The 13,044-nt window shown below is 65.6% G+C and carries 12 protein-coding genes; 6 read left to right on the forward strand and 6 right to left on the reverse strand.

The window, feature by feature from the left end:
• The first annotated feature begins 2 nt into the window (after positions 1-2).
• On the forward strand, positions 3-905 hold the full coding sequence (locus Q8K99_06695) for an acetamidase/formamidase family protein (GenBank protein ID MDP2182239.1): 903 nt from the start codon (positions 3-5) through the stop codon (positions 903-905).
• Between the two features lie 33 nt (positions 906-938).
• Here the strand turns inward: Q8K99_06695 and carB are convergent, their stop codons facing one another.
• Complete coding sequence (gene carB / locus Q8K99_06700) at positions 939-4,139, reverse strand: carbamoyl-phosphate synthase large subunit (GenBank protein MDP2182240.1); 3,201 nt, start codon at positions 4,137-4,139, stop codon at positions 939-941.
• Positions 4,140-4,323: 184 nt separating this feature from the next.
• Here carB and Q8K99_06705 point away from each other — a divergent pair, with 184 nt between their 5' ends.
• From Q8K99_06705 to Q8K99_06715, 3 genes are all read left to right on the forward strand, one after another.
• On the forward strand, positions 4,324-5,277 hold the full coding sequence (locus tag Q8K99_06705; protein ID MDP2182241.1) for a M28 family peptidase: 954 nt from the start codon (positions 4,324-4,326) through the stop codon (positions 5,275-5,277).
• A 70-nt stretch (positions 5,278-5,347) separates the two neighbouring features.
• Positions 5,348-5,743: a hypothetical protein gene (locus Q8K99_06710; GenBank protein MDP2182242.1), complete on the forward strand. Its 396-nt coding sequence runs from the start codon at positions 5,348-5,350 to the stop codon at positions 5,741-5,743.
• Complete coding sequence (locus Q8K99_06715; protein ID MDP2182243.1) at positions 5,733-6,749, forward strand: hypothetical protein; 1,017 nt, start codon at positions 5,733-5,735, stop codon at positions 6,747-6,749. The genes Q8K99_06710 and Q8K99_06715 overlap by 11 nt, the downstream gene beginning before the upstream one ends.
• A gap of 20 nt (positions 6,750-6,769) precedes the next feature.
• On the opposite strand, the gene Q8K99_06720 is transcribed toward Q8K99_06715, so the two are convergent.
• A complete protein-coding gene (locus tag Q8K99_06720) occupies positions 6,770-7,687 on the reverse strand; it encodes a trimeric intracellular cation channel family protein (GenBank protein MDP2182244.1) in 918 nt (305 codons plus the stop codon).
• A 268-nt stretch (positions 7,688-7,955) separates the two neighbouring features.
• Between Q8K99_06720 and Q8K99_06725 the strand changes: the two genes are divergently transcribed.
• The gene (locus tag Q8K99_06725) at positions 7,956-8,384 is read left to right on the forward strand and encodes an META domain-containing protein (GenBank protein ID MDP2182245.1); all 429 of its coding nucleotides are present in this window, start codon (positions 7,956-7,958) and stop codon (positions 8,382-8,384) included.
• A gap of 250 nt (positions 8,385-8,634) precedes the next feature.
• Here Q8K99_06725 and Q8K99_06730 read toward each other — a convergent pair whose 3' ends face one another.
• From Q8K99_06730 to Q8K99_06745, 4 genes are all read right to left on the reverse strand, one after another.
• Positions 8,635-9,057 (reverse strand): type II toxin-antitoxin system VapC family toxin, encoded by a 423-nt coding sequence (locus tag Q8K99_06730; GenBank protein MDP2182246.1) that lies wholly within the window; start codon positions 9,055-9,057, stop codon positions 8,635-8,637.
• Positions 9,054-9,350 (reverse strand): ribbon-helix-helix domain-containing protein, encoded by a 297-nt coding sequence (locus Q8K99_06735; GenBank protein ID MDP2182247.1) that lies wholly within the window; start codon positions 9,348-9,350, stop codon positions 9,054-9,056. The genes Q8K99_06730 and Q8K99_06735 overlap by 4 nt, the downstream gene beginning before the upstream one ends.
• Before the next feature lie 70 nt (positions 9,351-9,420).
• The gene (locus Q8K99_06740) at positions 9,421-11,154 is read right to left on the reverse strand and encodes an AarF/UbiB family protein (GenBank protein ID MDP2182248.1); all 1,734 of its coding nucleotides are present in this window, start codon (positions 11,152-11,154) and stop codon (positions 9,421-9,423) included.
• Between the two features lie 50 nt (positions 11,155-11,204).
• Positions 11,205-11,780 carry a PadR family transcriptional regulator gene (locus Q8K99_06745; protein ID MDP2182249.1) on the reverse strand — a complete coding sequence of 192 codons (576 nt, stop codon included), beginning with the start codon at positions 11,778-11,780 and terminating at the stop codon, positions 11,205-11,207.
• A 315-nt stretch (positions 11,781-12,095) separates the two neighbouring features.
• Here Q8K99_06745 and Q8K99_06750 point away from each other — a divergent pair.
• Positions 12,096-13,044 (forward strand): hypothetical protein (locus Q8K99_06750; GenBank protein MDP2182250.1); only part of this gene is annotated, 949 nt, incomplete at its 3' end.

Here is a 13,044-nt window from a genome sequence, read left to right on the forward strand (position 1 = left end):
CGATGAATGAACTGACCCGCGACAAGGCATTCTTCGCGTTCTCGCCCGAGGTCGCCCCGGTGCTCAAGGTCAAGCAGGCCGAGGAGATCCGGCTGCAGACCCACGACTGCTTCAGCGGCCAGCTCAAGACTGCGGCCGACACGCTCGAGACGCTCGACTGGAGCATCACGAACCCGGCCACCGGGCCGGTCTACATCGAGGACACCAAGCCTGGCGACCTGCTGCGCATCGACCTGCTCGAAGTGAAGGCCACCGGTCCCTCGGTCATGGTTGCCGTGCCCGGCGTTGGCGGCATGGGCGACATGATCACCGAGATGGAGACCACGATCCTGACCCACACCGAGGACACCGTGATCTTCAAGGACCTCATCGAGGTCAAGCAGAACCCGATGCTCGGCGTGATCGGTGTGGCCCCTGCCGAAGGCGAGATCCCCAACAGCACGCCGGGCAGCCACGGCGGCAACATGGATTGCACTCTCGTGACCACGGGCGCGAGCCTGTACCTGACAGTCGGCGTGGAGGGTGCGCTATTCGGCTGTGGCGACATGCACGCGGTCATGGGCGACGGCGAGGTCATCATCTGCGGCGCCGAGACACCCGGCGAAGTTCGACTCACCGCGCAGGTGGTGGCGATTCCCGGACTGCCGACCCCGCTCATCGAGAACGACGAGATCGTTGCGGTCATCGCCTCGGCAGAGACCGTCGACGAAGCCTACAAAGACGCTCTCAAGCTCATGCTCGGGTTCCTCAGTGACGTTGCGGGAATGCCGCTGAACGACGCAGCGATGCTCATGAGCCTGGTCGGCAACCTCAAGTTCTGCCAGATCGTGGACCCGCTCATGACCGTGCGCTTCGAGTTCCCGAAAAGCGTGCTCGCGAAGTACGGCTTCGTGATGCCGAGGTAGGACTACCGCCGACCCTCGCGTCATTACCGTCCGCTACCCGATCTGTGCGTGGTAGCTCTGCAACGAGCGGACGCCCTCCTGCGACTCACGGCGGGCGAGCATCCCTTTGGCCGCCGCCGTCGCCGCTGATGTCGTGGTGATATACGGCACCTTGCCGCGGATCGCCGCTTTGCGGATGTAGGAGTCGTCGAACTCGCTCGACTTGCCCGCGGGCGTGTTCACCACAAGCTGGATCTCGCCGTTCTTGATGGCGTCCTCGATGTTCGGCCGACCTTCGTGCAGCTTCAGGATCGGTTCGGAATCGATGCCGTTCTCGGCCAGGAACGCATGTGTTCCCGCGGTCGCGACAATCCGGAAGCCGAGTCGTCTCAGGTCCGCCGCGGCGAGCAGGATCTTGTCGCGATCGCGCTCGGCGACCGTGATCAGCACGGTTCCCTCGGCAGGTAGCTGCTGGCCGGTCGCCTCCTGCGCCTTGTCGAACGCGAGACCGAACGAGCTTGCCATGCCAAGGACCTCGCCGGTCGAGCGCATCTCCGGGCCCAGCAGCGGGTCGACCTCGGGGAACATGTTGAACGGGAAGACGGCCTCCTTGACCCCGAAATGCGGCACGTCTCGATGGGTGAGCTCAAGATCGGCCAGCTTGGCGCCGAGCATCACCTGGGTCGCAAGGCGGGCCATCTGGATGTCGCAGACCTTGGAGACGAGCGGGACGGTTCTCGACGCGCGCGGGTTGGCCTCGAGCACGTAGACCGTGTCGTCACAGATCGCATACTGGATGTTCATGAGGCCTATGACGCCGAGTTCGATCGCGATGCGCCGGGTGTACTCCTCGATCGTCTTGATGTGGTGCCCGGGAATCGTCACCGGCGGTATCGCGCATGCCGAGTCGCCCGAGTGCACGCCCGCGTACTCGATGTGCTCCATGACCGCCGGAACGAACGCGTCCGTGCCGTCGGCGATCGCGTCCGCCTCGCACTCGAGCGCGTTCTCGAGGAAGCGGTCGATGAGGATCGGGCGCTCGGAGGTGACACCGGTCGCCGCGGCGACATAGCGCCGGAGCATCGCCTCGTCGTGCACGATCTCCATGCCGCGCCCGCCAAGGACGTAGCTCGGTCGCACCATCACCGGATAGCCGATGCGGTTCGCGGCGGCGAGGGCTTCGTCCAGCGTCGCGGCCATGCCGGCTTCGGGCATGGGGATGTCGAGCCGCTCCATGATCTTGCGGAACCGGTCGCGGTCCTCGGCGAGGTCGATGGTCTCGGGCGACGTGCCGATGATCGGCATGCCCGCCGCCTCGAGTTCCCGGGCGATGTTCAGCGGCGTCTGCCCGCCGAACTGGCAGATGACGCCCTCGGGGCGCTCCTTGGCGTAGATTGCGAGCACGTCCTCGACGGTGAGCGGCTCGAAGTAGAGTTTGTCGCTCGTATCGTAGTCGGTGGAGACCGTCTCGGGGTTGCAGTTCACCATGATGGTCTCGAAGCCCAGGTCGCGCAGTGCGAACGCCGCATGCACGCAGCAGTAGTCGAACTCGATGCCCTGGCCGATGCGGTTGGGACCGCCGCCGAGGACCATGATCCTGCGCTTGTCGCTTACGGGGACCGAGTCCTCGGCGTTGTACGTGGAGTAGTAGTACGCTGCGTCCTCGACGCCGCTTACAGGCACCGGCTGGTAGCCGTGCTTGATGCCGAGGGCGAGGCGCCGTTCGCGCAGCGTCGCCTCGGGGATGCCAAGGAGCTTCGCCAGGTAGGCGTCCGCGAACCCGTCGCGCTTGGCCTGGGCGAGCAACTCGTCGGGCAGGTCGCCGCCCTTGTGGGCGAGCACGCGCTCCTCGAGCTCGACGAGCTCGCGCATCTGCTCGATGAAGTAGGCCTTGATGTGGGTGCGCGCGTGCAGCGTCTCGGTGTCGGCGCCCTTGCGCAGCGCCTCGTACATGATGAACTGGCGCTCGCTCGACGGCTCGGCGAGCATGTCGAGCAGCTCGTCGAGGGTGCGGTCGTTGAAGTCCTTGGCGAAGCCGAGGCCGTGTCTACCGATCTCGAGCGAGCGGATCGACTTGTGCAGCGACTCCTTGTAGGTCTTGCCGATGGACATGACCTCGCCCACCGCGCGCATCTGCGTGCCGAGCTTGTCGATCGAGCCGGGATACTTCTCAAACGCCCAGCGGGCGAACTTCACCACGATGTAGTCGCCGGACGGCGTGTACTTCTCGAGCGTTCCATCGCGCCAGTACGGGATCTCGTCCATGGTCAGGCCCCCGGCGAGCAACGAGCTCACGAGCGCGATCGGGAACCCGGTCGCCTTGCTCGCGAGCGCGCTCGAGCGGCTCGTGCGCGGGTTGATCTCGATGACGCACACGCGGTCGGTCACCGGATCGTGTGCGAACTGCACGTTCGTGCCGCCGATGACTTCGATCGCCTCGACGATCGCGTAGCTGTACCGCTGGAGGCGTTCCTGCAGCTCCGCCGAGATGGTGAGCATCGGCGCGGTGCAGAAGCTGTCGCCGGTGTGCACGCCCATCGCGTCGACGTTCTCGATGAAGCAGACGGTGATCATCTGGTTCTTGGCGTCGCGCACGACCTCGAGTTCGAGCTCTTCCCAGCCAAGGACTGACTCCTCGACGAGGATCTGTCCCACGAAGCTCGCCTGCAGGCCGCGTGCGGCGATGATGCGAAGCTCCTCGACGTTGTAGACGAGCCCGCCACCGGTGCCGCCCATCGTGTACGCGGGCCGGATGACGACCGGGTAGCCGAGATCGGCAGCGATCATCTCGGCGTCCTCGACAGTGGTGGCCGTGGTGGACTGCGGCATCTCGATGCCGAGGCTGTCCATCGTCTGCTTGAAGGCGAGACGGTCCTCGCCGCGCTCGATGGCTCCCGGGCTGACACCGATGATCTTGACGTTGTGCTCGGCGAGCACGCCGGTGCGCTCGAGTTCGCTCGAAAGGTTGAGGCCCGTCTGTCCGCCGAGGTTCGGCAGCAGCGCATCGGGTTTCTCGGCTGCGATGATCTTCGCGATCGTCTCGACGTTGAGCGGCTCGATGTAGGTGGCGTCCGCCATGACCGGATCGGTCATGATCGTGGCCGGGTTGGAGTTCACCAGCACGATCTCGTAGCCCAGCGCACGAAGTGCTTTGCAGGCCTGCGTTCCCGAGTAGTCGAACTCGCATGCCTGGCCGATGATGATCGGCCCGGACCCGATGATGAGCACCTTGTGGACGTCGTCGCGGCGTGGCATGCGAGGCTCCTTCTCCCCAGAGTGGCGTGACGCGGCGCTACGCTCGGCGCACAGGCCGCACGCCGATTCTAGCGGATGTGGCCGAGGGCGCGTGGGTCGGGTTTGGGTCCTTTGGCGGCGCAATCGCTCGCCTCGAAGCCGTAGCGGGTACATAGAAGTCCTATCGACTGAAGGGGAGGTTGCCATGGATAGGATTCGGAGAGCCTCGGTCTTGCTCGTGGCACTGGTTCTTGCGATGACGGTTGCGGTGGCACCGTCGCTCGCTTTGAGTGCGCCAGCCGGTGCCGACGCGTATGCCTACATCGAGCAGCTCGCGGTCATGTCGCGTGTGGCGGGTGCCGCAAGCGAGCTCGGGGCGGCGGGCATGATCGAAGGATGGTTCCAGGACGCCGGGTACTCGACCGGGATGCAGCCGTTCACCTACGTGCGCCACGGCAAGACACGCTACTCGCAGAATGTGGTCGCGTATCTGCCGGCGACCGATGGAGATCCGGATGCGCCGCTGGTGATCGTCGGGGCCCACTATGACTCGGCGGTCGCCGGCAACGGTGCCGACGACAACGGCTCAGGCGTCGGATGCATGGTCGAGATCGCCGAGGAGGTGGCCTCCTACGAACGGGACTACGACATCGTGTTCGTTGCGTTCGGCGCCGAGGAGGTCGGCCTCGAGGGTTCGTTCTACTACGTGAGCCAGATGTCTTCGGCCGACAGGGACCGGACGATCGCGATGATCAACTTCGACTCGCTGATCGTCGGAGACAAGCTCTACATTCACGCCGGGTTCAATAACAAGACCGGGCCGCGCGATGCGATGCTGGAGATCATCGACGACCTCGGGCTGCCGATCGAGGTGCAGCCGGGCCTGAACGAGCACTACCCGACAGGCCTGACGCCCGACTGGTTCAGCGACTACACCGCATTCAACCGGGCCGGCATCCCGATCGTGGCATTCGAATCGACGAACTGGGAGATCGGTGACCTGGACGGATATGTCGAGACGGAGAAGTACGGCTCGTTCTGGCACACCGGCAAGGACAAGCTGAAGACCATCGAGCAGCGCTACCCCGGGCGCCCCATGGCGCGGCTGGCCGCGTATACGACGCTCGTAGAGACCTATCTGGACGAGCTGGGCCCATAGTATGGCTTGAAGCGCTTTCGGCCGAGGAGCTTTCTGCGCGCTGTTTGCATGACCTAGAGAAACGGTCATAATGACCACAGGAACCGGTCAGCCGGCGAAAGCGCAACGCGACCTAGACCTCGAGCCGGGATGGCTCAACGCCGGTCCGGCGGACTTGATGGATCAGGGGCTGCCAGAGGGCTTCGAGGACAGGATGACTCCCAAGCGCTATGGGCCAGATCTCATCATCCACTTCCCGGCGCGTGGGGATCTGATCGCCCTCAAGGTGTATGCCGCTGCCGATACGGGAGTCGGTCGCCATACTCAGGATTTGCACGCGCTTGAACCCGCGGCGGACGAACTGCTGGGTGGCGCCCGATGGGCGCGCACACAGGATCCCTCGGCTGGCTTCAAGACGATGCTCGTTGCGCTTCTGCGGTACATGAACGCGGAGGACGCTGCTGAAGGGCTGCGACATGACCCCTAAGGATCTCCATGGCGCGCTGCTCGACTCGCTACTTGAACTCGCGTGGCGGCAGTGGTCCGCGCTCGGCGTCGCCGGCATTCGAGTGGCATCGGAGTCCGTTGTCGATCCAGAGGCGTTGCTTGTGGCGACGATGTCGATCGGTCGCTGGGACGCGCGATTGTTCGACGAGGTTCTTGACTGGGTCGTGGCCAACAACACGATCGTGGATGCGGCCAGGCTTCGCAGGCTGGCCAGAGACTCAGCCGAGGAGCAACAGCGCCTGGTGGCTGTCGTCTCTCACCTTGCTTCGGAAGGCGAGAAGCGTGTGGGGCTCAAGCGAGTCGAAACCGACCTTATCTCTCGCGAGGAAGGTGTCGACTACGGAACCCAGCCACTGTTTCACTCTTCACGTTCTGTCCCGGAGAACTGGGTTCCCGAGGACGAGGTCTTCGCGGGTGTGGGATTCAGCAGGTCAGCGCCGGAACTTCGCGGGATGTCGCAGCAGCCGGACACATCGAACCCCGCGTGTCTGCGCTTCAAGGCAAGGGCTCTCGTGGGACTCGGCGCTCGTGCGGAGGTGCTGTCGTACCTCTGGACCCACGAATGGGCGCACGGTCGCCTCATTGCACAACGGGGCGCGTACAACCAGTCGCCGGTCGCCGGGTATCTCACTGCCCTGTGCAACGCCCGCCTTGCGGAGAAGCGAGTGGACGGTCGACGCACCGAGTATCGTCTGACCGAGGAGCTGCGTGGACTGGGCACGCCCACGCCGCACTACGTCGCCTGGGACGCCGTGTGGCCGGCTCTCGCGGTGGTCGCCCAAGCGCTGGACTCGACGACATCGCTCTCGGATGAAGCGCTGTGGTCGCGACTAGCGACCTCGCTCGACACAGCACGGAAAGGGCTCGCCGCCGAGGGGTTCGCGGTTCACGTGCCGGACCTGACCGGATGGGCACTGCGCGGACCGAGTGGTCTTGAGGCGATGGTGCGCGAGATCGCTGACCGTGCCCGGGAGCTCGGCGAGTAGACTCTACCTGGCGCCGCCCGTCACGCTGGCGGAGTAGGCTCGCCGTCGTTCGGCTGCTCGGGGTCCTGCTGCGCATCGCCGCCAGCCGGCGCACTCTCCGCACACGGCTCCTCCTTGCGCACGAATCGCCACCCGCGTCCCGACGTGGGCTTGAGATGCACGGCCATGGGCGCCTGCCATCCGCGCTTGATCGCAAGGAGACGGATGGTGACCGTTACGGCCACAGTCACGATGAGCGCGACAGGCTTGACGATGTTCATCCAGCTCACGAGGAACACGTAGAGCGACGAGCCAAGGATAGCCGCCGTGGCCGACAGCGTGCCCGGCCGCATGACCTGCGGCGTCTCGCTGCAGAGCACATCGCGGATCATGCCGCCGCCCACGCTCGTGATCACGCCAAGGAGCACCGCCGGGATCACGGTGAGCCCTGCGCTAAGGGCCTTGTCCGCACCTACGACGGCGAAGAGCCCGAGCGACACCGCGTCCAGGTACAGGAACGGCCGGTGCATGCTCCGGTACGCCGAGGTGAAGAAGAAGCCGAACGCGGCAGCAAGAAGCGCCACGCCAAGGAGCCGGGGGTGCAGGAATGCCGCGATGCCGTGGTTCTGGAGCAGCACGTCGCGCAGCATGCCGCCGCCGAGCGCGTTCACGATTGCGAGGATGAGGATGCCGGTGAGGTCCATGCGACGCTCGTCGGCGTGGACGGCGCCCGAGAGACCACCGACGAATGCCGCGGTGAGCTCGTAGGCGACCGGCACCCTCACGATCATGGCAGTGACGGGCGTGGTGGTGGTGAGCGCCGAGGGCAGGGCGCTCGCGATCACGCTCGGCACGACGGTAGTGATGATGCTCGCCAGCCCGGTGGCTTCGACCGATGGCGCGACAGCCGCAGCTGCGCTGGCCGCGACGGAGGCTGTTGCGAAGAGTGATTCGAACATGCGGGCGATGCACCTCAAGCAGTTGAGCGTCGACCGCTCGCGCGGCCGTGTGGGTTCTTCCCGCAGTATGTGCGCTGCACTCGGTATGTTCCCGAGGACGTGGGTGTCCCGTCACGAAGGGTTGCCGGGGCGTTGCCTGGCCCCGGGGCCCTTCGAGTACGCACACAGAGGGTGGCGAGTGACGGGCAACGGGAGCACAATCTCCTCACAGGTCCGGTCAGCCTCGACGCGATCGCGGCCACCGGCTCGTCGCCCGAAAGGAGTCACCATGAAGGCGAACATACGACTGCCGTTGCTTGCGGCGCTGCTGCTGCTGGCGGCCGTCGTCCTTGGCGGGTGCTCGACGTCCGCCGATCCGACCGTAGTCCAGGGCACGTGGGTTCTCGAGTCCTTCGGGGGGACGGCCGAACTCGTGTCTGCGGACCCGGCAGTCACGACCGAGCTCACGCTGAAGGCGGGCGAGGCCACGGGCAACGGGGGCGTCAACTCGTTCAGTGGGACCTACGAGGTCAAGGACAACGGCATCGATTTCGGCGCGATCGCGGCCACGGCGATGGCCGGTCCTCCGGCAGCCATGGATCAGGAAGCCAAGTTCCTGAAGGCGCTCGATGACACCAGGCACTTCGAGATCAACGAGGACAAGCTCGTGCTCAGCGACCTCGGCAACAACACGGTCGTGGTGATGGTGCCCAGGTAGGTAGACGCAAAAGTGCGAGGCCGCTGCCTCCCTCGAACGAACATTTCACCTTACGGCTTGTGCCCATCCGCGTTCTTCAACGACCTCGCAATTAGGATTATCGCCCAACCCGCGCGCTATGCAACGGGTTTCGGCGAGATTCGTATGACTTCGTGCCGAGCGGTCACTATCGGCGACAGGCGGTCTGAGCTGCGGTTATTATCCACAGTATCCACAATATCCACAGGCACCCGGCGCGATTCGGGCGGCGCTACGCGAGCAGCCGCACCGGGCACTCGGTCACGCGCGCCTGAGCACGGTCGGCTGTCACGAGTTCGCACCCCAGCCGGACCGCGAGCGCCGGGAAGAGCGCATCGTGGATCGTGAGGTCGTAGGCGAGCGCGAGGTCGAGTGCGGTGCTCATGAGTTCCGCGTCAAGCGGGACCGTGAGGATCTCGGCGCCGAAGAGCGTTTCGGGCGCGCGACGGAGATACTCGGCATCGAGCTTCGCGTATCGCAGCCCGTCGATCACCTCCGCCTGCAGGTGCGCGGGAGCGGCCAGAAGGAGGTCTCCTTGGCAATGGGCGGAAAGCAGGTCGAGTGCCTGCTCGACATGCGACTCACCCTCGTTGTTGAACCACTTGTAGGCCACCGAGCTGTCGACCACGAAGAGGGGGAGGCCGGAGGCGCTCACTCGTCGGCCTCGTCGCGGGGTGGGAGCCACGGCTCGGGCATGTCTCGGAAGTGCCGGATGATCGCGGTTCCATCCGTGCCTTTGGGCATGTGTTTGGCGACTTCTCGCATACCCTCGATCGCCTTGCCGATGCGCTCCGCCCGCTCGGCGCGTGCTTGTTCGGCATCGAGTTCGGCCACGTAGCGGGCGGCCGCTTCCTGGATGAAGCCGCTCCGGGTGGTGCCGGTCTCGGCCGCTCTGCGGTCGATTTCTTGGAGCAGCGCGTCGGGCACGGATATCGTGGTCTTGGCCATCGGTTTCACCTCGGGTATGACTCGTGGTGGTATCGATGGTAGTACCCGAGTGTGTGTGGGTCAAGCGCGCCTACCGCATTCCCGGATGGCGTCCTCTTCCGGCAATCATTGCCCACGCCAGGGGCAGCAGCGAGCCACCCATCAGGAGCTTGCCGAACCCTGGGTCCTTGCCAAACAGAATCGCGCCGGCGACGAGCATCGCCGCGAAGACGATCGCGGCCGTCAGGCGACCGACCGCCCGCTCGACACCGCGCACCCGCATGTTGAGGAGCGGGGTCTGCACGCTGAGGTCGCCGCGCTCGATCGTTGTCAGCACGCGGTCGGCGCGGGCCGGCAGGCCGATGAGTGTCTTGCCGATATTTGTGGCCTCGGCGAGGATCGTGTCCCACGTCGACCCGTTGTCGTCGTCGGAAACGAGCTTGGACGCGTAGGGCGCGATCGACGACCACAGGTTGAACTCCGGATCGAGTCCGGTGCACATGCCGGAAAGGATCGCTACGGAGCGCCCCAGCAGCAGCAGGTTCTCGGGCAGCTGGAAGGGGAGGTTCAGCATCAGCTCGCGGAACTGCAGGCCAAAGCTCATCATCTCGGCGTGATCGATCTCGCGCAGCTCGCTCATGCTCATGCCGCCAAAGCGGTCGAACACCTGCATGCTCGCCATCTCGATGAGCTGGAGGTCGGCCGAGGGAAGCAGCACGCCAAGGGTCTTGAAGCTGCGAACGAGCCGCGTGCCGTCTTGCAGACCGATTGCGATGACGGCCTCGCGCAGGCCTTCGCGCAGGTTCTCGGGCACGTGTCCCACCATGCCGAAGTCGATGAAGGTGAGCTTCCAGGCGGGGGATCCGGCCGCGGGGGTGCCGCTGGCGTCGGTGGCGGGCGCGGCGGCGTCGGCGCCGTCGATGGGCGTGACGAAGAGGTTGCCCGGGTGGGGGTCGGCGTGGAAGAAGCCGTCTTCGAAGATCTGCTGCAGGTAGGTGTCGAGCAGCACTTGCGCGACATCACCGCGGTCGATCCCGGCCGCGGTGATGGCCTCGTAGTCGCCGAGCTTGATCGCGAAGACGTCTTCGAGCGTGAGCACGCGACGCGTCGTGCGCTCCCAGGCCACGAGCGGAACGTGGGTGCGCGGGTTGTGCTCGAAGTTCTCTGCGAAGACCTCGGCGTTGCTGGCCTCGGCGAGGTAGTCGATCTCGGCGCGTGTCGTGGTGGCGAACTCCTCGACGAGCGCGCTGACGTTCGCCCGGTCGCTGATCGGCTTGTAGCGTTGCAGCCATCCGCCCACTCGGCGTATCGCGGCCAGGTCGACCTCGACGATCTGCTCGATGTGGGGTCGCTGGACCTTGACCACGACCTCGGCGAAGCCCATCTCGGTGGCGTCCGCCTCGCACAAGCATGCGCGGTGCACCTGGCCGAGGGAAGCCGCGGCCATCGGGGTCTCGTCGAACGAGGCGTAGCTCTCGGAGAGCGGCCGTCCGAGCTCGGCCTCGGCCAACGCGCGAATCGCTGCGAACTCCTCTGGCGGGACCTCGTCCTGGAGGCCTGAGAGTTCGTCGGTGATCTCGGGCGGGAGCACGTCAAGGCGGGCCGAGAGGAACTGGCCCACCTTGATCATGAGCCCGCCCATGCGAATGGCGAGCGCGCGGAATCGCACCGCCGCGCGCCGGTTGCGCTCGGAACGGTTGCGGCGCGCCACGCCGCCCAGGCCGATGCGACGGGCGAAGATCTCCCAGAAGATGAATCCCAGGACGATCCGGCCAAAGAAGAACACGATGCGCCAATACCGGGCGCGGAGTTGTGAGGCCTTCATCGACCCTCCGTAGCTTTGTGCTTGACGGCCTGGTGCGCCTGCGTGCGAGCCTAGCCCTCGGCGAGGATGGCGTAGAGCTTCTTGCGAGCGTCGTCCAAGATCTCGATCGCGGCCTTGATCTGGTCGGGTGAGCCGTCCTTGCCGATATGGAAGACGGCCGGCATGAGGCGGCCGACGGTCTCGCGGAAGCCCGCGGTGCCGGAGTCGCTCTGAGCCGCTTCTTCCCACGGTGCGGGCTGATCGGCGGTCTTCGCGACCTCGGCGGTGCCGGTCTCGGTGAGGCTAAAGACCTTCTTACCCGAAGCTTCCTCGGCGCTGACGAGACCCTCGTCGGCGAGCAGCTGGAGCGTGGGGTAGACCGAGCCGGGGCTCGGGGTCCAGGTTCCGCCGCTGCGGGTCCTGAGCTCCTGGATGATCTGGTAGCCGTGCATGGGGGCTTCGGAGAGCAGTCGCAAGACGGCCGTGCGAACGTCACCGCGACGTGCGCGCCCGCCGCCGAAGCCGCCGAAGCCTTGGGCAAGGTCGCCCATACCGAACGGGGGCTTGAAGCCGTGTCGGCCGAAACCGCCGCGGGCGTGGCGTGCGCCGTGGGCGCAGGACTCGCCACTGTTGTTGTGAGTGTGCATGAGAGTTCCTTTCGTTAACGTGGTAACGCGATATATCGCTACCTATCGCGATACTATAGCACAGGGTGTGGAAGATCGCTATTGACGATACGAACATACGTTCTATCATGAGTACACAACACCATCTGTGTGATTTCAAGTCAGGCTTCTGAGCAGGAGAAACACCACTTGATATCACAGATTGTGATTTCAAGTTGGATGGAGGACTTGTTCATGAGCGGTGAGATCGCGACCCGGGGCCCTGTTGAATCGCGTCGCGGAACTGACTAGCCTTGGGGGACGTCCTCCGCGAACTAGCGAGAAACGGGGTTGGCCGTGACGGATTCGACTCGATTGCCTCCCGAACCCTGGCTCGACCTCCTGCCGCAAGATCCGCGTCCGTGGATCCTCGATACTGCCGAGGAGCCCGCAGCTCGCTGGCTGGCGCTCACGCACCTGCTCGACCTGCCGGACAGCGGCCCGGACGTTGTTGCCGCGCACGAGGCCGTGTGCGCGGATCCCGGAACGCAGGCTCTGCTGGACCGGCTCGTGCCCTGGGACATCGACGCCAAGGCCACCGGCCACGACAAGCCCGAGTACACGCCGAACCTGCTGTCGCTACTCGCCGACATGGGCGTGCGCGCGTCCGACGATTCGCGCATCGAGCGCATCCTGGCAGCCATGCTCGAGCACGCCGACGCCGAGGGGCGCTTTCAGTCGTTCGGCCGCTGGCGCGCGATGGACGCGCCCGTGTGGGGGGCGCTGGCGTGCGACGCGCACGCGATCGCCGAGACGCTCGCGCGCTTCGGATACGCCGACGACCCGCGCACAGTCCGCGCCTTCGACCGCATCGCGCAGGACATGACCGACACCGCGCAGGGCCGTGCATGGCCCTGCCGGGTAGACCCGGTGATCGGCTTCCGCGGCCCGGGCCGCAAGAGCGACTTCTGCCCGCAGGTCGCACTCGAGGCACTTCGGGCGTTCTCGTACCTGCCCGCCGAGCGCAGACCGCACGAGGTCGTAGAGGCCGGGCGTGTGTCGCTTCGGGCATGGCGCGAGCGGGGGAGCGAGAGGCCGTACATGTTCGGACACGGGCGCAACTTCAAGCGCGTGAAGTGGCCGGTGACGTGGTATGGCGCGCTCGAACTCGTCGACGTCATGGGTCGCTATCCCGAGCTGTGGAACGATGCGGATTCCAGTGAAGCCGAACACCCGTACCACTTCAAGCCGAACACCGTAACGGTCGAAGCCGAACGGTTGGAGCGAGACGACGCGATCGTGCGGT

The sequence above is a fragment of the Actinomycetota bacterium genome, assembly GCA_030682655.1.
Taxonomy (GTDB): Bacteria; Actinomycetota; Coriobacteriia; order Anaerosomatales; family JAUXNU01; genus JAUXNU01.

Coding starts and splice junctions, on each gene's coding strand:
- Q8K99_06725 (MDP2182245.1), top strand. CDS start 7,956: ATGAAGGCGAACATACGACTGCCGTTGCTTGCGGCGCTGCTGCTGCTG.
- Q8K99_06735 (MDP2182247.1), bottom strand. CDS start 9,350: ATGGCCAAGACCACGATATCCGTGCCCGACGCGCTGCTCCAAGAAATC.
- Q8K99_06715 (MDP2182243.1), top strand. CDS start 5,733: ATGACCCCTAAGGATCTCCATGGCGCGCTGCTCGACTCGCTACTTGAA.
- carB (MDP2182240.1), bottom strand. CDS start 4,139: ATGCCACGCCGCGACGACGTCCACAAGGTGCTCATCATCGGGTCCGGG.
- Q8K99_06720 (MDP2182244.1), bottom strand. CDS start 7,687: ATGTTCGAATCACTCTTCGCAACAGCCTCCGTCGCGGCCAGCGCAGCT.
- Q8K99_06745 (MDP2182249.1), bottom strand. CDS start 11,780: ATGCACACTCACAACAACAGTGGCGAGTCCTGCGCCCACGGCGCACGC.
- Q8K99_06740 (MDP2182248.1), bottom strand. CDS start 11,154: ATGAAGGCCTCACAACTCCGCGCCCGGTATTGGCGCATCGTGTTCTTC.
- Q8K99_06710 (MDP2182242.1), top strand. CDS start 5,348: ATGACCACAGGAACCGGTCAGCCGGCGAAAGCGCAACGCGACCTAGAC.
- Q8K99_06705 (MDP2182241.1), top strand. CDS start 4,324: ATGGATAGGATTCGGAGAGCCTCGGTCTTGCTCGTGGCACTGGTTCTT.
- Q8K99_06695 (MDP2182239.1), top strand. CDS start 3: ATGAATGAACTGACCCGCGACAAGGCATTCTTCGCGTTCTCGCCCGAG.